Source organism: Pseudomonas sp. HS-18 (genome assembly GCF_020401845.1).
Taxonomy (GTDB): Bacteria; Pseudomonadota; Gammaproteobacteria; order Pseudomonadales; family Pseudomonadaceae; genus Pseudomonas; species Pseudomonas nitroreducens.
Map to the genome: position 1 here is coordinate 858,908 of NZ_CP084413.1, position 20,264 is coordinate 879,171.

Annotated in this window: 17 protein-coding genes and 1 riboswitch; of the genes, 9 read left to right on the forward strand and 8 right to left on the reverse strand. The window is 67.8% G+C overall.

All coding sequences use genetic code 11. The features are described 5' to 3' along the window. The first annotated feature begins 124 nt into the window (after positions 1-124). From LDJ84_RS04115 to LDJ84_RS04125, 3 genes are read left to right on the forward strand one after another with little or no spacing between them, the layout of a single operon-like run. Entirely contained in the window at positions 125-1,036 is a 912-nt protein-coding gene (locus LDJ84_RS04115; protein ID WP_024764642.1) for an ABC transporter permease, read from the forward strand. A gap of 1 nt (position 1,037) precedes the next feature. After that, entirely contained in the window at positions 1,038-1,856 is an 819-nt protein-coding gene (locus tag LDJ84_RS04120) for an ABC transporter permease (RefSeq protein WP_024764643.1), read from the forward strand. A 25-nt stretch (positions 1,857-1,881) separates the two neighbouring features. Next, positions 1,882-3,354: an aldehyde dehydrogenase family protein gene (locus LDJ84_RS04125; protein WP_226045935.1), complete on the forward strand. Its 1,473-nt coding sequence runs from the start codon at positions 1,882-1,884 to the stop codon at positions 3,352-3,354. A 127-nt stretch (positions 3,355-3,481) separates the two neighbouring features. Here LDJ84_RS04125 and LDJ84_RS04130 read toward each other — a convergent pair whose 3' ends face one another. The 3 genes from LDJ84_RS04130 to LDJ84_RS04140 all read right to left on the reverse strand — a co-directional run bounded on the left by LDJ84_RS04130 (position 3,482) and on the right by LDJ84_RS04140 (position 5,852). Further along, the gene (locus LDJ84_RS04130; RefSeq protein ID WP_226045936.1) at positions 3,482-3,850 is read right to left on the reverse strand and encodes a VOC family protein; all 369 of its coding nucleotides are present in this window, start codon (positions 3,848-3,850) and stop codon (positions 3,482-3,484) included. Between the two features lie 94 nt (positions 3,851-3,944). Then, positions 3,945-4,550, reverse strand: a complete 606-nt coding sequence (locus LDJ84_RS04135; protein ID WP_226045937.1) for a GNAT family N-acetyltransferase — start codon at positions 4,548-4,550, stop codon at positions 3,945-3,947. Between the two features lie 60 nt (positions 4,551-4,610). Next, the gene (locus LDJ84_RS04140; RefSeq protein ID WP_226045938.1) at positions 4,611-5,852 is read right to left on the reverse strand and encodes a TIGR03862 family flavoprotein; all 1,242 of its coding nucleotides are present in this window, start codon (positions 5,850-5,852) and stop codon (positions 4,611-4,613) included. Positions 5,853-6,232: 380 nt separating this feature from the next. Here LDJ84_RS04140 and LDJ84_RS04145 point away from each other — a divergent pair, with 380 nt between their 5' ends. After that, positions 6,233-6,688: a hypothetical protein gene (locus LDJ84_RS04145; protein ID WP_226045939.1), complete on the forward strand. Its 456-nt coding sequence runs from the start codon at positions 6,233-6,235 to the stop codon at positions 6,686-6,688. Here LDJ84_RS04145 and LDJ84_RS04150 read toward each other — a convergent pair. After that, complete coding sequence (locus LDJ84_RS04150) at positions 6,673-7,596, reverse strand: histone deacetylase (RefSeq protein ID WP_226045940.1); 924 nt, start codon at positions 7,594-7,596, stop codon at positions 6,673-6,675. The genes LDJ84_RS04145 and LDJ84_RS04150 overlap by 16 nt on opposite strands. A 65-nt stretch (positions 7,597-7,661) precedes the next feature. Then, on the reverse strand, positions 7,662-8,867 hold the full coding sequence (locus LDJ84_RS04155; RefSeq protein ID WP_226045941.1) for an MFS transporter: 1,206 nt from the start codon (positions 8,865-8,867) through the stop codon (positions 7,662-7,664). Between the two features lie 208 nt (positions 8,868-9,075). Between LDJ84_RS04155 and LDJ84_RS04160 the strand changes: the two genes are divergently transcribed. From LDJ84_RS04160 to LDJ84_RS04175, 4 genes are read left to right on the forward strand one after another with little or no spacing between them, the layout of a single operon-like run. Beyond that, positions 9,076-9,618: a GNAT family N-acetyltransferase gene (locus LDJ84_RS04160; RefSeq protein ID WP_170859207.1), complete on the forward strand. Its 543-nt coding sequence runs from the start codon at positions 9,076-9,078 to the stop codon at positions 9,616-9,618. Next, entirely contained in the window at positions 9,615-11,231 is a 1,617-nt protein-coding gene (locus tag LDJ84_RS04165; RefSeq protein ID WP_226045942.1) for a nitroreductase family protein, read from the forward strand. Before LDJ84_RS04160 ends, LDJ84_RS04165 begins: the two co-directional genes overlap by 4 nt. Positions 11,232-11,244: 13 nt before the next feature. After that, positions 11,245-12,114: an acyl-CoA thioesterase II gene (gene tesB, locus LDJ84_RS04170; RefSeq protein WP_037010855.1), complete on the forward strand. Its 870-nt coding sequence runs from the start codon at positions 11,245-11,247 to the stop codon at positions 12,112-12,114. Positions 12,115-12,122: 8 nt separating this feature from the next. Then, positions 12,123-12,722, forward strand: a complete 600-nt coding sequence (locus LDJ84_RS04175; RefSeq protein ID WP_170859279.1) for an HAD family hydrolase — start codon at positions 12,123-12,125, stop codon at positions 12,720-12,722. Positions 12,723-12,980: 258 nt separating this feature from the next. Here LDJ84_RS04175 and LDJ84_RS04180 read toward each other — a convergent pair whose 3' ends face one another. Together LDJ84_RS04180 and dxs are read right to left on the reverse strand one after the other, a co-directional pair. Then, on the reverse strand, positions 12,981-14,837 hold the full coding sequence (locus tag LDJ84_RS04180) for a TonB-dependent receptor domain-containing protein (RefSeq protein ID WP_226045943.1): 1,857 nt from the start codon (positions 14,835-14,837) through the stop codon (positions 12,981-12,983). 88 nt (positions 14,838-14,925) lie between these two features. Continuing rightward, a riboswitch (cobalamin riboswitch) is annotated at positions 14,926-15,255 on the reverse strand. Positions 15,256-15,284: 29 nt separating this feature from the next. Next, positions 15,285-17,195, reverse strand: coding sequence for a 1-deoxy-D-xylulose-5-phosphate synthase (dxs, locus tag LDJ84_RS04185; RefSeq protein ID WP_024764654.1), 1,911 nt, complete (start codon positions 17,193-17,195; stop codon positions 15,285-15,287). A 244-nt stretch (positions 17,196-17,439) separates the two neighbouring features. Between dxs and LDJ84_RS04190 the strand changes: the two genes are divergently transcribed. Beyond that, a complete protein-coding gene (locus LDJ84_RS04190; RefSeq protein WP_024764655.1) occupies positions 17,440-18,444 on the forward strand; it encodes an Ldh family oxidoreductase in 1,005 nt (334 codons plus the stop codon). 102 nt (positions 18,445-18,546) lie between these two features. On the opposite strand, the gene LDJ84_RS04195 is transcribed toward LDJ84_RS04190, so the two are convergent. Continuing rightward, positions 18,547-20,124 carry an aldehyde dehydrogenase (NADP(+)) gene (locus LDJ84_RS04195; RefSeq protein ID WP_226045944.1) on the reverse strand — a complete coding sequence of 526 codons (1,578 nt, stop codon included), beginning with the start codon at positions 20,122-20,124 and terminating at the stop codon, positions 18,547-18,549. Positions 20,125-20,264 lie beyond the last annotated feature (140 nt).

The window sequence follows — 20,264 nt, forward strand, 5'->3', positions numbered from 1 at the left end:
GAGCGAGCTTGCTCGCGAATCGCCCAGCTCCCGAGCTGCCGGTGAATTCTTTCGCGAGCAAGGGCTAGGCGCCCCCCTCGCTCCTACAGGGGAACTGCGTAACTCCATGCGTAGGGAATCGAACATGAACATCGCTGTCAGCGCCCCGTTGCCGCAGACCCAGGCGACGCCCGCGGTTTCGCGCGCGAAAAGCCTCGGCCGGCGCGTCACGCTCCTGCTGCTCCTGCCGTCCACCCTGTGGTTCCTGCTACTGCTGCTGATGCCGCTGGTGATCATCCTGGTCTTCAGCTTCGGCGAACGCAGCGCCGTGGGTGGTTATGGCGGCGGGCTGACGCTGGAGAACTACCTGAACCTCGGTTCCCGCGCCCAGGCCTTCTGGAACACCCTGACCCTGGCGCCGCTGGGCACCCTGGCCTGCCTGCTGGCGGCCTACCCGCTGGCTTACTTCCTGGCGGTGAAGGTGCGACGCAACAAGTCGCTGCTGCTCACGCTGGTCATCGTGCCGTTCTGGACCAGCTTCCTGATCCGCACCTATGCCTGGATCTTCATCCTCAGCGGTCGCGGCATTCCCGCGCTGCTGGAGAGCTTCGGCATTGCCGACGTGCGGCTGATCAACACGCCCTACGCGGTGCTGATCGGCATCGTCTACGGCTACCTGCCGCTGATGGTGTTCCCCATCTACGTGACCCTGGAGAAGCTCGACAAACGCCTGCTGGAAGCCTCCGGCGACCTCGGCGCCAGCGCCTTCGAGACCTTCCGCCGGGTGACCCTGCCGCTCTCCGCGCCGGGGGTGATCACCGGGGTGATGCTGGTGTTCATCCTGCTCATGGGCGAGTTCCTGATCCCGGCGATTCTCGGCGGCGGCAAGGTGTTCTTTGTCGGCAACGCGCTGGTCGACCTGTTCCTGCAATCGCGCAACTGGCCGTTCGGCAGCGCGGTGGCAATGACCCTGGTGGCGATGATGCTGGTGATCATCGGCGTTTATCTGAAACTCGTGGCGCGCTACGGCGGCTCACGCAACGACGGGGTGCTCTGACATGTGGCTGCGCAGTTACTCCACCTCGGTCTACCTGTTCCTCTATGCGCCCATCGCGCTGATCATGCTCTTCGCCTTCAACGCCGGGCGCAGCGGGCTGAGCTTCCAGTGCTGCTCGGTGCAGTGGTTCGGCCGCGCCTTCGGCAACCCGTTCATCATGGAAGCCCTGGGCAACAGCGCGCTGATCGCCTTCTGCTCGGCGCTGATCGCCACGCTGTTTGGCACCCTCGCGGTGTTCGGCCTGCAGCGGGTCGGCAAGCGCGTGCGCCTGCTGTTCGACGCGCTGACCTACTGCGCGATCATCGTGCCGGGCATCGTCATCGGCATCGCCACGCTGATTGCCTTCATCACCCTGTTCGACGTGGTGAATCCGCTGCTGGCGCTACTGGATATCGGCCTGCCGAAACTCAACATGGGCTTCGGCACCGTGGTGGCAGCGCACTCGCTGTTCACCATGGCGCTGGTGATGGTGATCGTCCGCACCCGCGTCGAGGCGATGGACAAGTCGCTGCTGGAAGCCTCCGCCGATCTCTACGCGCCGCCGCTGGACACCTTCTGGCGCGTGACCTTGCCGCAGATCGCCCCGGCAATCCTCGCCGGCTTCCTGCTGGCGTTCACCTTCAGCTTCGACGACTTCATCATCGCCTTCTTCGTCGCCGGCTCGGAAACCACGCTGCCGATCTACATCTTCTCGTCGATCCGCCGCGGCATCACGCCGGAGATCAACGCCATCTCCACGGTGATCATCTGCGCCTCGCTGGCGCTGCTGTTCACCTCCCGCTACCTGCAGAACCGCCGCACCGGCGTTCAGGCCGCCTGAGGGCCGACTTCAAGGAGACTCGAGGATGCGCGACCAGCTCTACATCAACGGGCAGTGGGTCAGGCCGGACCTTGGCGGCCGCTTCACCAGCTACGACCCCGCCACCGGCCAGCCGCTGCGTGAAGTGCCGGCGGCCACCGAGGAAGACGTCGACCACGCGGTGCGCGCGGCGCGTACAGCGTTCAATCGTGGCTGGGGGCAGAGCCGCGGCAGCGAGCGCGCCGAATGGCTGGAAGCGCTGGCCGGCGAGCTGGAACGCAACCAGGACTCGTTGGCCGAACTGGAAGTGCGCGACAACGGCAAGCCGCTGCCCGAGGCGCAGTGGGATGTGGCCGACGCCATCGGCTGCTTCCGCTACTACGCCGAGCTGGCGCGGGAGCTGGACGAGCGCCAGGACCAGATTCTGGCGCTGCCCGACGAACGCTTTCGCTGCCGCATCCGCCAGGAACCGGTGGGCGTGGCCGGGCAGATCATCCCCTGGAACTACCCGCTGCTGATGGCGGCATGGAAGGTCGCGCCGGCGTTGGCGGCGGGCGCCACCTGTGTGCTCAAGCCGTCCGAGCTGACGCCGCTGAGCGCCCTGGAATTGGCCGCCGCGGCGGACGCCATCGGCTTGCCGGCCGGCGTGCTGAATGTGCTGCCGGGGCTGGGTGCGGAGGCCGGCGGGCCGCTGAGCCAGCATCCGGGCGTGGACAAGCTGGCCTTCACCGGCAGCGTGCCGACCGGCTCGCGGATCATGTCGGCGGCGGCCCAGGACATCAAGAACGTCAGCCTGGAGCTGGGCGGCAAGTCGGCCTTCATCGTCTTCGATGACAGCGATGTCGAGGCGGCGGTGGAGTGGATCCTGTTCGGCATCTTCTGGAACCAGGGCCAGGTATGCAGCGCCACCTCGCGCCTGCTGGTGCAGGAGGGCATCGCTCCGCGCCTGATCGAGCGTCTGGTGGAAGCGACCCGCGCCATCAGCATCGGCAACGGCATGGAGCCGGGCGTGCTGCTCGGCCCGCTGGTCAGCCAGGGGCAGCACGAGAAGGTGCTCAGTTTCGTCGACAAGGGCCGCGCCGGCGGTGCCCGCCTGCTCACCGGCGGCAAGCGTCCCGCGGGGCTGGAGCAGGGCTGGTTCATGGAGCCTGCGATCTTCGACGAACCGGCCGAGGACGCGCTGATCTGGCGCGAGGAAATCTTCGGCCCGGTGCTCTGCGTGAAGCGCTTCAAGACCGAGGCCGAGGCCCTGCGCCTGGCCAACGACAGCCGCTTCGGCCTGGCCGGCGCGGTGATGTCCGGCGATCCGCAGCGCGCCGCGCGGGTGGCGGACGGGCTGCGTGCGGGGATCGTCTGGGTCAACTGCTCGCAACCCACCTTCACCCAGGCGCCCTGGGGTGGCATGAAGCACAGCGGTATCGGCCGCGAGCTGGGCGTGTGGGGGCTGGAGAACTACCTGGAGGTGAAGCAGGTGACCGAGTACATCTCCGACCAGCCCTGGGGCTGGTACCTGAAGTAGGGGCATCACTGTTGGAGCGAGCTTGCTCGCGAATGGATACTCTCGGTCATTCGGGTGTTTCGGCCGGGCTTCGCCCCTCTCCCCAGCCCTCTCCCTTCAGGGAGAGGGGATGGTGTGAATCCGGCACTCAATCGAGGTTGTGCCCGATCCGCCAGAGCACGCCGCTCGGGTCGTGCAGGGTGAAGTCGCGCATCTTCCACAGCTGGTCTTCCGGCGCGCCAAGGCGCACGCCGTAGCGCTCGGCGAGGCCGGCGTCGCGCACCTTGGCGTACCAGGCGTCGGCGTCCTCCACCAGCAGGTGCAGCATCAGGTTCTCGGCGAATTCCTTGACGTAGTAGTTCTGCAGCAGGAAGGCGCAGTGGTCGCCGTGGTGGAAGTAGGCGAGCTCCTCGGAGCTCCACGGCGAGTTGAAGCCCAGGTCCTTGTAGAACTGCTGGGAGAGTGCGAAATCGCGGGCGGGGACGAAGACTTTCAGTTCAACGCTGGCAGTGCTCATGGGCAACCTTCCTGGTTCATGCGTGAGCAGGCTTCTCGACGGTGTTTTCTATGGGCCGGGCCGCCTCTGGCGGGCGGCTGGCTGCGAGTCTAACTCAGAGCTTGCGCTGCATGTAGCGATGGCTGGAGACGCCCGGCAGCGTCGAGACGCGCTCCACCTGCACCTCGAAGCCGAAACGTTCATAGAGCGCCTGTGCCTTGGGATTGGCTACCGAGACGTCCAGCGCCGCCATGGGCAGGCCATTGCTGCGGCCGATCTGCAGGAAGTGCTCGATCAGCTGGCTGCCCAGCCCCTCGCCACGAAGGTCCGGCGTGACGCCCAGGTGCGCGAGGTACAGCGTCCTGCGCGGCGGCGGGCAGATGATCCTTTCCAGTTGCAGGCCGCGGCGGATGACGCCGGGCGCGGCCAGGTCGAAATAGCCGAGAATCTGCCGCGTGGCCGCAAGCATGTAGCCCAGCGTCACCTCGCCGCCGAACACCGTGCCGGCGGTAACGACTTTACCGTCCTGTTCGCCGACCCAGTGCTGGCGCCAGCCGAACTGCCCGCCGCCCTGGACGAAGGCGTAGCGCAGGAAGTCCTGCGCGCTATTGCGGCCGGGGCGGGCGAAGGCATAGTCGAAGGCGTCGGGGCCGGAGCTGTAGATCAGCGGGATGGCGGCGTCGACATCATCGGGGCGGGCGCGGCGGAAGGTCAGCGGCATGCAGGCGACTCCTGGGTAGGAGTCGAGAATCTAGCACCATGGTTCCATAAAGTGCAGCGCTCAGCCTTGTGCTTCGAGCCAGTGCAGTGCGCCAAGCCCGGCCGCGCGGCCGCTGGCAAAGCAGGCGGTAAGCAGGTAGCCGCCGGTGGGCGCTTCCCAGTCGAGCATTTCGCCGGCACAGAACACGCCCGGCAGCGCCTTGAGCATCAGGCAGTCGTCCAGCGCCTCAAAGGTCACGCCACCGGCGCTGCTGATGGCTTCGTCCAGCGGGCGGGTGCGCACCACGGTCAGCGGCAGCGCCTTGATCAGGGCGGCGAGGCGCTGCGGGGCGGCATAGTCGGCGGCTGTGGACAACTCGCGCAACAGCCCGGCACGCACGCCGTCCAGCCCCAGGCGGCCGCGCAGATGGTTGGCCATGGACTTGGAGCCGCGCGGCTGCGCCACGGCCTTGGCGACCTGCTCCAGGCTGCGGCTGGGCAGCAGGTCCAGGTGCACCGTGGCTCTGCCGGACTGCTCGATGCGCTCGCGGATAGCGGAAGACAGGGCATAGACCAGGCTGCCCTCGATGCCGCCGGCGGTGACCACGAACTCGCCCTGGCGCGGCGTGCCGCCGGGCAGCGAGAGGGCCACCGGCTTGACCGGTGCGCCAGCGAACTTGTCGCGGAAGAATTCGCTCCAGCCAGACACCTCGAAACCGCAGTTGGCCGGGCGCAGCGGCGAGATATCCACAGCGCGCTCGGCCAGCAGCGGTACCCAGGCACCGTCCGAGCCCAGGCGCTGCCAGCTGCCGCCGCCGAGGGCGAGTACGGTGGCATCGGCCGTCACGCTGCGTTGGCCTTCCGGCCCTTCGATCAGCAGCGCGCCGTTGACGTTCCAGCCCAGCCAGCGGTGGCGGGTGTGGATGACCACGCCGGCTTCGCGCAGGCGCTTGAGCCAGGCCCGCAGCAGTGGTGCGGCCTTCATGTCGGTGGGGAATACGCGGCCGGAGGTGCCGACGAAGGTCTCGATGCCCAGGCCATGGATCCACGCGCACAGCGCCTTGTTGTCGAAGGCGTCGATCAGCGGCGCCAGGGTTTGCGCACGCTTTCCGTAGCGCGACAGGAACGGCTCGCGGGGCTCGGAATGGGTGATGTTCATACCGCCGACGCCGGCCAGCAGGAATTTGCGTCCGACCGAGGGCATGGCATCGAACAGTTCCACCTTCACCCCGGCGCCGGCCAGGACTTCGGCCGCCATCAGGCCAGTGGGGCCGCCGCCGATGACGATGGCGGTACGGGAGGCGAGCGGGCGGGAATCGGTCATGCAGAAGGCCAGGCGGAGAGTGCGGGAAAAGGCGCAATTCTAGCGCAGCAGCACTGCGCGCCGGTTGCTCATTTTTTGCCCAGTTTTCCCGGGGCCTGCGCAGGCGAGGGCGTCGAGTGCTTTCCCGCAGGTTATCCACAGGCCGTTCCACAGCCATGGTGGAAAACGTTGGCCGCGGCATATTCCAAGGAGGTGGTCAGTATCGTACAGCGCGCCCTGATCCCCAGAGGGTAGGGGTTACGATAATTCTGACAGCGGATCGAGATTCCGCCGATGTTGGCGCTTTTGTGAATCCGTCAGCATGCGGGCCTCTTGCAACCTTGGTCCGATGCTCGATGAAAGTTCGTGATTACCTTCGCTCTCATGAGGCTCACCTTTGGGTGGAGGGCAGTGACACCCGCGTGCGCGTGAATGGCCTCGACATCGTTATTCGCGCGCTCCCCAGCGAGGAAATTCGCACTCTGCTCAACGAGGCGGTGGCCCATATGGTGGTGCGCCTGAATAAAAACCTGCAGGGTTCGAAAGTGAAGTTCGAGCAGCGTGTGCTCGAGTTGCTGTCGATACAGGTCGCATTGCACAACCTCTACGTGTTCACCAACTGGAGCCGCCTGTTGCCGCGCTACCTGCAGTTCGCGGGGCCGCTGCGCGCCCAGGAGCTGCTGCAGCACCATGTACCCGAACAGGTGATGCGCTTCTGCGAGAAGCACTACGGTGAGGATTGCCGTTTGCGTGCCGGTGCGTTGCTGGGCTTTTCGGCCCAAGAGCTGGCGCGTTGGGAGCAGCAGCGCCTGCCCTCGCGCATGGACACCAACAACTCGCGCTACCGGGCCAACTGAAGCTCGCGCGCTACCCGCGCCGCGCTGTGGTGCAGGATGCCATGGCGTCGGGCCAGCGCGTGGCGGTCCTTGTCGTAGCCCCCGCCGATCACGCCGACCACCGGAATATCGCTGGCCAGGCAGCGGCGGATGACATGCTCGTCCCGCGCTGCCAATCCCGCATCGGTGAGCTGCAGATAGCCCAGGGCATCGTCCTTGTGCACGTCCACGCCGGCGTCGTAGAGCACGATGTCCGGCTGGTACAGCGGCAGCAGATAGTCCAGCGCCTCCTCTACCACCTTCAGGTAGTCCGCATCGCCCAGGTGCAGCGGCAGGGGAATGTCCCAGTCGCTCTGCGCCTTGCGCGCGGGGAAGTTCTTCTCGCAGTGCAGTGACACGGTCACCGCGTCCGGCACGTTCTCCAGGATGCGTGCAGTGCCATCGCCCTGGTGCACATCGCAGTCGAAGATCAGCACGCGGTTGGCCTTGCCGCTTTCCAGCAGGTAGAGGCTGATCACGGCAAGATCGTTGAAGATGCAGAAGCCCGAGGCGTGGTCATGGTGCGCGTGGTGCGTGCCGCCGGCCAGATGGCAGGCCAGGCCATGTTCGAGCGCCAGGTCGGCCGCCAGCAGCGAGCCGCCGACCGCACGCACGGTGCGCCGGGCCAGCGCTTCGCTCCAGGGCAGGCCGAGGCGGCGCAGTTCTTCGCGGCTCATCTCGCCGCTGCAATAGCGCTCGATGTAATCGCGGTCGTGGGCCAGGGCGAGGATATCCACAGGGCAGAGTTCCGGACGCAGCAGCTCGGCGTCGCTCACCAGGGCGCTGTCCACCAAGTGGTCGCGCAGCAGGCGGAACTTCTCCATGGGGAAGCGGTGATTGTCCGGGAAGGGCGGACTGTAGTCGTCGTGGTAGACCAGGGGCAGCGGCATGGCGACAAGGGTACGCCGAGCTTGTGCACGGACGAAAGGGCCGGCATGGCGCCGGCCCTTCTGGATCAGCCTTCGTTGGAGAGGGCGGTGTTGCGTTGCGCGCTTCGGCTGGTGACCACCGAGACCGACCACAGCACGAAGCCGCCGATGGCCAGCAGGCTGCCGACCCAGCCCGGCGAGGTCCAGCCGTAGCCGGCCGCCAGGGCCAGGCCGCCGAGGTATGGGCCCAGGGCGTTGGCGAAGTTGAACGCCGAATGGTTCAGCGCCGCGGCCAGGCCCTGGGCGTCTTCGGCGACGTCCATCAGGCGGGTCTGTAGCACGGTGCCCAGGGCGCCGCCGAAGCCGACGAAGAACACGCAGATCGAGATGGTCCAGATGTTCCCGGCGGTGAACGGGAAGATCGCCAGCACCACCGCACTCCACACCAGCAGGCCACCGGCGGTGGGCATCACGGCGCGGTCGGCGAGTACCGGGATGAACAGGTTGCCCAGGGTCATACCGATGCCGAACACCGCCATCACCAGCGGCACGATGCTCGGCGAGACGTGGGTGACGGCGCCAAGGATGTCGGCCAGGTAGGTGTACACCGCGAACAGGCCGCCGAAGCCGATGGCGCCGATACCCAGGGTCAGCCAGACCTGGCCGCGCTTCAGCGCGCCCAGCTCGCGCAGCGGGCTGGAGTCCGGTTCGGCGGGCGAGTAGGGCGCGAGCAGGCGCACGCAGATCATGGTCAGCACGCCCAGTGCCGCGACCAGGGCGAAGCTCCAGCGCCAGCCCACGGCCTGGCTCAGCCAGTTGGCCAGCGGCACGCCGATGATGGTGGCGACGGTGAGGCCGAGGAACATCCGCCCGACCGCCACCGTGCGCCGGTGCGGCGGCACCACGGAGGCAGCGACCAGCGCGGCAATGCCGAAGTAGGCGCCGTGGGGCAGGCCGCTGATGAAGCGGAACAGCAGCATCCAGTGGTAGGTCGGCGCCAGGGCGCTGAGGCCGTTGCCGACGGCGAACAGCGCCATCAGCAGCACCAGCAGGGTACGACGCGGCAGGCGCGCGCCGAGCACCGCCAGCAGTGGCGCGCCGACCACCACGCCCAGGGCGTAGGCGCTGATCACGTGGCCGGCGGTGGGGGCATCGATGCCCAGCGCCGGGGCGAAATAGGGCAGCAGGCTCATGGTGGCGAATTCGGTGGTGCCGATGGCGAAGCCGCCGACGGCAAGGGCGAAAAGCACCAGGGCCGTACTGCGTTGCAGTCCGGTGGTGGAGGTCGTCATGGGGTTTCCTTGGTCTTCTTGAGGTGCGCCGTGGCAGCGCGGCTGTCTGCGAGAGCACGGTCAAGGCAGTGACCGACAGCGAAGGTAGGAGAAAAATACCAGATGATGGCGCTCGTTGCTGAATCGATTGCGCCTGGTCTGACGGATTGCCGCCTACAGGTCCGTGGGCGGGTATCATGGTCACCTTTGCCGACGCGTGATGCCGACCATGGATATCCCGAGCCTGACTACCGAGCGCCTGCTGCTGCGGCCCTGGCGCACCGAGGACCTTGCGCCCTTCGCCGCGTTGAACGCCGACGCACAGGTGATGCGCCACTTCCCCGCCTGCATGAGCCGCGAGGAGAGCGACCTGCTGGCCGCGCGCATCCTCCAGCATTTCGACGAGCATGGCTTCGGCCAGTGGATAGTCGAGCGCCGCGAGGATGGCGCGTTCCTCGGCGTGCTCGGGCTGGCGCGGGTGTCCTTCGAGGCGGCCTTCACGCCCGCAGTGGAGATCGGCTGGCGCTTCAACGTCGCCCACTGGCGCCAGGGCTATGCCTTGGAAGCGGCCCGCGCCGCGCTGGATTTCGCTTTCGAGCAGTTGCAGCTGGAGGAAGTGGTGGCCTTCACCGTGCCGGCCAACCTGCCGTCCCAGGGCTTGATGCAGCGCCTGGGGATGATTCGCGATGAAGCCGGCGACTTCGAGCACCCGCGCCTGCCGGAAGGCCACGCCTTGCGCCCCCATGTGTTGTACCGGATTCGCCGCCCATGAAGCCGGAAGACGGCGTGCGCGCCTACCACGAACTGAGCAGCCATCGTCCGGAGCGCTTCGCCCCCGGCCCCGGCCAGCTCGACTGGGCGACCCAGCCGGCCGCCTTCCGCCGCTACGCGGGGGCGCGCTGTGTCGAACTGCTGCACCGGCCGCAGGAAGAGTCGCCGGGGTATGACGACGCCTTCGCCGGCCCCATCGGCCCACCGGCGCCACTGAGCCTCGCCAGCGTTTCGCAGCTGCTCTACGACAGCCTGGCGATCTCGGCGTGGAAGGAGGCCGGCGGCAACCGCTGGGCGCTGCGGGTCAACCCGTCCAGCGGCAATCTGCACCCGACCGAAGCCTATCTGCTGCTGCCCCCCGGCGCTGTGGATAACGCTGCGCTGCTGGTGCACTACAGCGCCGACGAACACGTGCTGGAAGTGCGCGCCGAGCTGCCCGCGCCGCTGGCCGAACCCTTGAACGATGCGCTGCCGGCGGGTGGTTTCCTGCTGGCGCTGGCGAGCATTCCCTGGCGCGAGGCCTGGAAGTACGGCGAGCGCGCCTACCGCTACTGCAATCATGACCTGGGCCACGCGCTGGCCTGTCTGGGCATCGCCGCGGCGATCCAGGGTTGGGAGGTGCGCCTGTTGCGCGGCATTGTCGAATCACGGCTGGATGCGCTGATCGGTCTCGACCGCGAAGGCTTCAGCGAGCATGAGTTCGCCGACGCACTGCTATGGATCGGCCCGGCGCAGCCGGCCGAATTCCCATTGCCCGACTCCCTGCTCAAGGGCCTTGCCGAGTTGCCGCTGGACGGCACGCCCAATCGCCTGTCCCGCGACTATCGCCGCTGGCCGGAGCTGGAGCGCGTGCACCATTTGTGCCGCGCGCCCGCGTTGCCCGCCGGCCAATGGATCGCCGCGAATGCCGATCCCGCTGTGGATAACCCCGGCCTGCCGTTGCGCCCGATCCTGCATCGTCGGCGCAGCGCGCAGTCCATGGATGGCCGCAGCGGCATTCGCGCCGAACTGCTGTATGCCTGGCTGCAGCGGTTGATGCCGGAGCGCTCGCCCGTGCCGTTCGCCTGCACCGGCGAGCCGGCGCGTGTCGACCTGCTGCTGTTCGTCCACCGCGTCCAGGGCCTGGAGCCGGGCCTGTACTGGCTGGGCCGCAGTGGTCGCGAGGCGGGAGGGTTGCGCGAGGACTACCTGTGGCAGCCGGTCGAGGAGAGCGGTGTGCCGCTGTACCGCCTGTTGTCCGGTGATGCACGCGGGCTGTCGGCGTTCCTGTCCTGTGGGCAGGACATCGCCAGCGACGGTTGCGTCGCCTTTGCCATGCTCGCCGACCTCGACGCCGCGCTGACCGAGGGCGCCTGGACTTATCCGCGCCTGTACTGGGAAGCCGGGCAGATCGGCCAACTGCTCTACCTGGAAGCCGAAGCGGCGGGCCTGTCGGGCACCGGCATCGGCTGCTATTTCGATCCGGCAGTACACCAACTGCTGGAAGGGGGGCCGGACTGCCCGGTCAGCCTCTATCATTTCACCATTGGCCGCGCGGTCTGGGATGAACGGCTCACCAGCCTTCCCGCCTATCCGTCGCCACGCCGACTCCCACTTCAGCAAGACCGCAATTGAGGAAACAACGCGCATGACCCAGATCCTGGACAACCTGGTGGCTCTGCTGAGCCTGGAACAGATCGAAGAGAACCTGTTCCGCGGCACGAGCCAGGACCTCGGGTTCCGCCAGCTCTACGGCGGGCAGGTACTCGGCCAGGCGCTGTCGGCGGCCAGCCAGACCGTCGACCCGGAGCGCCACGTGCACTCGATGCACGGCTACTTCCTGCGTCCGGGCGACGCCAGCAAGCCGGTCGTCTACCAGGTCGACCGCGTGCGCGACGGCGGCACCTTCAGCACCCGCCGCGTCACCGCGATCCAGAAGGGCCAGCCGATCTTCGCCCTGAGCACCTCGTTCCAGACCGACGAGGAAGGCTTCGAGCACCAGATCAGCATGCCCGACGTGGTCGGCCCGGAGAACCTGCCGACCGATCAGGAACTCAAGAAGCGCAGCGCCGCGCAGTTCCCCGAGCGCATTCGCGACAAGCTGCTCTACCCCAAGCCCATCGAAATCCGCCCGGTGACCGAGAACGACCCGTACGACCCGGAGGTCGGCGAGCCGATCAAGTACCTCTGGCTGCGCGCCGACGGCAAGCTGCCGGACATCCCGGCGCTGCACAAGTACATCCTCGCCTACGCCTCGGACTTCGGCTTCCTCACCACCTCGCTGCTGCCCCATGGCCGCTCGGTGTGGCAGAAGGACATGCAGGTCGCCACCATCGACCATTCCGTGTGGTTCCACCGCGACCTGCGCGCGGACGAGTGGCTGCTCTACGCCATCGACAGCCCCTGGGCCGGCAATGGCCGCGGCTTCGTGCGCGGCAGTATCTTCAACCGTGAAGGCCAACTGGTCGCTTCCTCGACCCAGGAAGGCCTGATCCGTCGCCGCGAGGACTGGGCATGACGCTCGCCCTGCCGCTGGGAGAGATTCGCCACTGGGTGTTCGACATGGACGGCACCCTGACCCTGGCCGTGCACGACTTCCCGGCGATCAAGCGGGCCCTGGGGATTCCCCAGGAGCACGACATCCTCACCCACCTGGCCGCGCTGCCGGAAGATGAGGCGGCGGCCAAGCACGCCTGGCTGCTGGAGCACGAGCGCGAGCTGGCGGTGGCGTCCAAAGCGGCGCCGGGCGCGGTGGATCTGGTGCGTGCGCTGCATGCTGCGGGCTACCGCCTGGGCATCCTGACGCGCAATGCCCACGAGCTGGCGCTGATCACGCTGGCGGCCATCGGCGTTGGCGATTGCTTCCTGACCGAGGATGTTCTCGGGCGTGGCGAGGCCGACCCCAAGCCGAGCCCGGATGGCCTGCTGCGTCTGGCCGCACGCTGGGACGTGGCGCCGCAGACCATGCTGATGGTCGGCGACTACCGCTTCGACCTCGACTGCGCGCGTGCGGCTGGGGCACACAGTGCGCTGGTGAATCTTGCTGAGAATCCCTGGCCCGAGCTGACCGACTGGCATGCGCAGGATTGCGCGGAACTGGGGCGGATGGCGGGGGTACTGGTTTAATCCGCTGCTTGCGAGCGGGCTCCTGCACCGGGCCGCCGTGGATGTCTGCCCGTGCGCGATTGGGCATCGCGGATGAATCCGCTCCTATGGTGGCCTGATTGGCATCGGTGCTGGGGCTCCTCCCCTCACCCCAGCCCTCTCCCAACGGGAGAGGGGGCCGTTCGGCGTTGCCCGGGGGCACGGCGTTCGCCGGACGCCAGGTCAGTTCCCTCTCCCTCCGGGAGAGGGTTAGGGTGAGGGGCCGCCAGGCCGCTTTTCTTACAGCTCCGGCGTCCAGGTTACCGCCAGCAGTGCGGTACGGCCTGGTTCGCGGTAGGGGCGGGCCTCGCCCATGTAGTCGCTCGGGCTGGTCGGGCGCAGGTAGTCGCCGAGGGTGTAGTCGCGGTCCAGGACGTTATCCAGCTTCAGGTCGAAGCGGACTTCGTTGCTGGCCAGCCAGCTGGTGCGCAGGTCGAGAACGCCGTAGCCGGAGAGTTCGCGGGTGTTGGCCGCGTCGTCGTAGCGCTGGCTGACCGCGCGCCAGGTGCTGCCGACGCCAAAGGTGCCGAACTGGCGATCCAGGTCCAGGCTCAGGGTGCGGCGCGCGCGGTAGGGCAGGGTGTGGCCGGTGTCGCGGTCGCGCGGGTCGATCAGGCTCAGGCCGAGAGCGGCCTGCCAGCCCAGTACTTCGCGGGCAACGCTGGCCTCGAAGCCATTGATGCGTGCCTTGTTGATGTTCTCCGGCTGGTTGCTGGTGCTGTCCCAGGCGATCAGGTCGTCGACCTCGGTGCGGTACAGCGCGGCTTCCAGGTGCGTGCCGGAAAAGTCGCCGCGCCATTGCAGCTCGTAGGTCTTCGAGGTCTCGGCCTTCAGGTCCGGGTTGCTCGCGCCGGGGTAGTAGAGGTCGCTGAAAGTCGGTGCGCGGAAGCCTTCGCCGTAGCTGGCGATCCAGGTCTGGTTGTCGCCGACCGGCAGGTTGAAGGCGGCGTTCCAGCTGTTCTGGCTGCCGTAGGCCTGGTTGTTGTCGTGGCGGATGCCCAGCTCGGTGCCGAAGTCGTCGCCCTTGAAGCTGTGCTGGGCGAAGAAGGCGCGGTTGCTGCGCTGGTCCTCGGCGAAGTCGGTGCTGCCGTCGACCTTGTCCTCGTACCAGTCGGCGCCCAGGGCCAGCTGATTGGCCTCGTCCAGTTGCAGGCGGTTGATCCAGCTCGCCGAGTGGCGGGTGGTTTCCAGCGTGCCGTTGTTCCAGCTGTCGGCCGCGCCCACGGCCTTGTTGCGGTCGAAGCTGCGGCCCAGTTCCAGGCGGCTGTTCCACATGCTGGTGATCTGGCCGTCGAGGTAGGCGCTGTAGCTGCTGACGCGGAATTCGTCGCGGGGCGAGCCCGGCTCGAAGTTGTAGGCGTCGTCGTATTCGTTTTTGCCGCGCTGGTCGTTGAGGTTCAGGCCGGCCTTCCAGTCCTCGCTGAAGCGATGGTCCAGGTTCAGGTGCACGGCCTTGTTGCGCTGGGCGTCGTGGTCGTTGTCGGCGCCGACGTTGTCGCTGGTGCGGTCCCAGCCCTGGCTTTCGTCCAGGCTGCCGCCGAGATTGTAGCGGGTCTGCTCGTCGCCGCCGGAGAGGCTCAGGCTGCGCTCGAAGGTGCCGTGGCTGCCGGCGGCCAGGCGCACTTCCGGGTGCAGGCCGGCTTCGCCGCGGCGGGTGAAGATCTGGATGACGCCGCCGATGGCGTCGGCGCCGTACAGCGCGGAACGCGGGCCACGGGTCACTTCGACGCGCTCGATGCTGTCGATGCTCAGGTAGTCCAGGCGGGCAATGCCGCTGCTGGCCGAGGCGATGCGCTGGCCGTCCACCAGCACCAGGGTCTGCGCGGTGCTGGTGCCGCGCACGGAGTAGGAGACCACGCCACCGGAGCTACCCATCTGCACGCCGGGCACACGGGCGAGCAGGTCAGGGACGCTGCGTACCTGCAGGCGCTCGATGTCGGCGCGGGTGAACACGCTGTTGGCCGAGGTGGCTTCGGCGCGCGGCTGGGCCTGGCGCGCGGAGGTGATCACCTGGTCGGAGAGCCGGTAGATGTCGTCGGCGGCGAAGGCCAGGCCGGGCAGCAGGCTGGTGGCCAGGGCGAGTCGGGTCAGTTTCATGGAGCGTCCTCAAAAGCGGGCGGATGACTTTCGAGGAGGGCGTGGCAAGGGCGGCAGGCCGCACTTGACGGTGCGGCCCTCCGCAACACCTGTCGGGGCGTGTCGAGGGCGGTCTCCGGGCTGCCGACGTCACATCGCCGCCTTCCCACAATCTGCAGTGGCCATGGCGATGCTACGAATCGAACCGGCCCTGATCTGCTGCGCGTCGGCATAACGGCGTTGAAAGCAGAAGCGAAATGCTCATTTGCTGTAGCAAACTCCGCTTCCACTTCTGCTTTCGCCTTGTTCTGCTCTAGCTCGCGAGATCAGGATCCGGTTCGGGAACGTGTCGGTTACCGTTGCGGGGGCAGCGCAGGTCTTTCACCTGCTTCCCGTTACCTCGAACGAAAACGGGCGCACCTTAGTAGGTGCGCCCGTGGCTGGCAATACTCAGGACGAGGGATGTGCTCAGCGGTCGCCGAGGACGTGCAGGCGCGCACGTACCGCGGCTTCGATGCCGGCGGCGTCCAGACCGCACTCCGCCAGCATCTGCGCAGGCTTGGCATGCTCGACATAGTAGTCCGGCAGGCCCAGGTGCAGGATCGGCTGCTGGATATTCTCGCGGGCGAGGAATTCGCTGACGGCGGCGCCGGCGCCGCCCATCACCGAGTTCTCCTCGATGGTCACCAGCAGCTCGTGGCTGGCGGCCAGCTGGCGCACCAGTTCCTCGTCCAGCGGCTTGACGAAGCGCATGTCGGCGACCGTGGCGTCGAACTGCTCGGCGACTTTCAGTGCCTCGGCCAGTTGCACGCCGAATACCAGGAAGGCGACCTTGCCGGCCTTGCCTTCACGGCGCACCACGCCCTTGCCGATTTCCACCGGAGCCAGCTCGGCTTCGATGGCGGCATTCGGGCCGGTGCCGCGCGGGTAGCGTACCGCCGCCGGGCCTTCGAAGTGATGGCCGGTGGTGAGCAGCTTGCGCAGTTCGTTCTCGTCGCTGGGGGTCATCACCAGCATGCCGGGGATGCAGCGCAGGTAGGAGAGGTCGAAGCTGCCGGCGTGGGTCGGGCCGTCTTCGCCCACCAGGCCGGCACGGTCGATGGCGAACAGCACGTCGAGGTTCTGCACCGCGACGTCGTGGATCAGCTGGTCGTAGCCGCGCTGCAGGAAGGTGGAGTAGATCGCCACCACCGGCTTGGCGCCGTCGCAGGCCATGCCGGCCGCCAGGGTCACGGCGTGCTGTTCGGCGATGGCGACGTCGAAGTAGCGATCCGGGAACTTGTCGGCGAAGGCCACCAGGTCGGAGCCTTCCTTCATCGCCGGGGTGATGCCGACCAGGCGCGGGTCCTGGGCAGCCATGTCGCACAGCCACTGGCCGAACACGCTGGAGTACTTCGGCCCGCCGGCCTTCTTCGGCACGGCGTGGGCGGGGGCGCCCTCGGGTTCGAGCTTGGTGATGGCGTGGTAGCCGATCGGGTCGATCTCGGCCGGGCCGAAGCCCTTGCCCTTCTTGGTCACCACGTGGAGGAACTGCGGGCCCTTGAGGTCGCGCATGTTGCGCAGGGTGGCGATCAGGGTCGGCAGGTCGTGGCCGTCGATGGGGCCGATGTAGTTCCAGCCCAGCTCCTCGAAGAGCGTGCCGGGGACCAGCATGCCCTTGGCGTATTCCTCGGTGCGGCGGGCGATCTCCCAGGCGCCGGGCAGGCGCGAGAGCACCTTCTTGCTGCCTTCGCGCATGCTGCTGTAGGTGCGGCTGGAGAGGATCTTGGCCAGGTAGTTGGACAGGCCGCCGACATTGTTGGAGATCGACATGTCGTTGTCGTTGAGGATCACCAGCATGTCGGCCTTCACTTCCGACGCGTGGTTGAGCGCCTCGAAGGCCATGCCGGCGGTCAGCGCGCCGTCACCGATTACCGCCACCGACTTGCGGTTGGAGCCCTGCATGCGCGCGGCGATGGCCATGCCTAAGGCGGCGCTGATGGAGGTGCTGGAGTGGCCGACGCCGAAGGTGTCGTACTCGCTCTCCGAGCGGCGCGGGAAGGCGGCCAGGCCGTCCTTCTGGCGCAGGCTGCCCATGCGCTCGCGGCGACCGGTGAGGATCTTGTGCGGGTAGGCCTGGTGGCCGACGTCCCACACCAGGCGGTCGTCCGGGGTGTCGAAGACGTAGTGCAGGGCGACCGTCAGCTCGATGACGCCCAGGCCAGCGCCGAAATGGCCGCCGGTCTGGCCGACGCTGTACAGCAGGTACTGGCGCAGTTCGTCAGCGAGGGTCAGCAGCTCCGCTTCCCCCAGCCGGCGCAGCTCGACCGGCGTGCTGGCGCGGTCGAGCAGAGGCGTGGCGGGGCGCTCGCGGGGAATCTCGTGGAACGTCGTGGGCATCAGGCTGATCGTTATGAGAGGCAAAGATGCGGAAGTTTACCCGAAGCTCCGGATTGGCCCAAGCAACGTGGGGCCAATCCTTAGGACGACCGGATGGTCGGGATTCGGCCGCCGGCTGTGCCGAAATCGTCGTCGCCCCTGCCGATTGCAGGCAAGCCAGCCCCGGCGCCAGGCGCCACTGTAGGCACGATGACCGACCGGCGGCGGTTTGCCGCAGCCTTTTGTAGCAATCGAGGAGCATGGCGTGACCCGACTGAGTCTGGAAGAACTGCGCGAATTGTCCGAGGCGATCCTGCGTCGCCATGGCTTCAGCGAGCCCCATGTGCAGGGCGTGACCGAGACTGTGCTGGCCGGCGAGCGTGATGGCTGTACGTCCCACGGTGTTTGGCGCCTGCTCGGTTGCATCCATACGGCGCGCGCCGGCAAGGTCTCGCTCGATGCCGTGCCGGAGCTGTCGGAACCGGCCCCGGCGCTGGTGCGGGTGGACGCCAAGGGTGGCTTCTCGCAGTGCGCCTTCGATCTGGGGCTGCCGAAACTGGTGGAGAAGGCGCGCAGCCAGGGTATCGCCGCGATGGCGGTGAACCACTGCGTGCACTTTTCGGCGCTGTGGGTGGAGATCGAGCGGATCGTCGCCCACGGCCTCGTGGCCCTGGCCGTTACGCCGGCCCAGGCTTACGTGGCGCCGGCCGGCGGGAAGAGGCCATTGTTCGGCACCAATCCCATCGCCTTCGGCTGGCCGCGCGCCGGGCAGAACCCCTATGTCTTCGACTTCGCCACCACGGTCGTGGCTCGGGGGGAAATCCAGCTGCACGAGCGCGAGGGCAAGTCGATTCCGCTGGGCTGGGGGATCGATGCGCAGGGCAACCCCAGCACTGACGCAAGCGCCGTGCTCGACGGCGCCATGCTCACCTTTGGCGGGCACAAGGGCTCGGCGCTGGCGACCATGGTCGAGCTGATCGCCGGCCCGCTGATCGGCGACCTGACCAGTGCCGAGTCCACGGTGTTCGACGAAGGGACGAAGTCCTCGCCGTACCACGGCGAATTGCTGATCGCCATCGACCCGGCGCGCTTCCTCGGCGCCGAAGCGCCGCAGCACCTGGCGCGGGCCGAGACGCTGTTCGAGTCCATCGTCGACATGGGCGCGCGCCTGCCGTCGCAGCGGCGCTTTGCAGCGCGCGAACGCAGCCTGAAAGAGGGCGTAGAGATCAGCGATTCGCTGTATGCCGACTTGCGCAAGCTGCTGGAGTAACGGCACTTCCCTGTAGGCGCGCATAAAAAAGCCCCGGCGCAAGGCCGGGGCTGAGCATCGGTGCGGGACTGGCCGACAGTTCACTCCCGCGCCGACGAACCCTCAGCGAGTCACGGCGTTGCGTGTCGTCTCGCCATCCACCAGCCGCGCGATGCCCAGCGGGTTGGCGTCCTTCAATGCGTCTGGCAGCAGCGCATCCGGGTAGTTCTGGTAGCACACCGGGCGCAGGAAGCGGTCGATGGCAAGGCTGCCGACTGATGTGCCGCGCGCGTCGGAGGTCGCCGGATATGGCCCGCCATGGACCATCGCGTCGCAGACTTCCACACCGGTCGGGTAGCCATTGATCAGCAGGCGCCCGGCCTTGCGCTCCAGCACCGGCACCAGGGCGGCGAAGTGTGTGAGGTCGCCCGGCTCGGCGATCAGCGTGGCGGTGAGCTGGCCGTGCAGGCCGTCCAGCGCGAGGCGCAGTTCGGCCTCGTCAGCCACTTCGACAACGAGGGTGGTCGGGCCGAAGACTTCTTCCTGCAGCAGCTCTTCACCTTCCAGCAGCAGGCTGGCCTTGGCCTGGAACAGTTGCGGGAACGCCTGCCGGCCCTCCTGCGGGTGCCCGGCGAGGTGGCGCAGGCCGGGGTGGGTGAGCAGCTTGGCGATGCCCTTCTCGTAGCTTTTCAGAGTGCCGGCGTTGAGCATGGTCTGCGCTGGGCGCTGGCCGATCTCGGCGATCAGGTTGGCGGTGAACAGGCTGAACGCCGGCGAGGCGATGCCGATCACCAGGCCGGGATTAGTGCAGAACTGGCCGCAGCCCATGACTACTGAGTCCACCAGTTCGCGGGCGATTTTCTCGCCGCGCGCTTCCAGGGCGGCGGGCAGCACGAGGACCGGGTTGATGCTACTCATCTCGGCGAATACCGGGATCGGCTGCGGGCGCGCGGCGGCCAGGTCGCACAGTGCGCGGCCGCCCTTGAGCGAGCCGGTGAAGCCGACCGCCTGGATCGCCGGGTGCTTGACCAGCGGCTCGCCGACGCCGGCGCCGTAGATCATGTTGAATACGCCGGCCGGCATGCCGGTGGATTCGGCTGCGCGGGTGATCGCCTCGCCGACCCATTCGGCAGTGGCCATGTGGCCGCTGTGGGCTTTCACCACGACAGGGCAGCCAGCAGCCAGCGCGGCAGCGGTGTCGCCACCGGCGGTGGAGAAGGCCAGCGGGAAGTTGCTGGCGCCGAACACGGCCACCGGGCCGACGCCGGTGCGGTACTGGCGCAGGTCCGGGCGTGGCAGCGGCTTGCGCTCCGGCAGGGCGCGGTCGATGCGCGCGCCGAGGAAGTCGCCCCGACGCAACACCTTGGCGAACAGGCGCATCTGGTTGGCGGTGCGGCCCCGTTCGCCCTGGATGCGCGCGGCGGGCAGGGCCGTCTCGCGGCAGATGATGGCGATGAAGTCGTCGCCGAGGGCTTCCAGTTCGCTGGCGATGGCGTCGAGGAACTGCGCGCGGCGCTCCGCCGGCAGCGCGTTGTAGGCCGGGAAGGCGGCTTCGGCGGCGCGGGCGGCGGCGTCGACTTCGGCCTCGGTGGCCTGGAGGAATTCGCGCGGTAGTGCTTCGCCGGTGCTGGCGTCAAGGCTCTGCAGGCGGATGCTGCCGGTGCCGATGCGTTGGCCGGCGATGAAGTTCTGGGCGGTCATGGGCGGGCTCTCTGGTGGAAAAGTGCAGGCGAGGAACGAAAGCCCCTCACCCCAGCCCTCTCCCGAAGGGAGAGGGGGCAGATCGTGCGACCGGTGACGCTGGAGTTGGCCGGCTGGCACGGTGCTCGGAAACCGTGAGC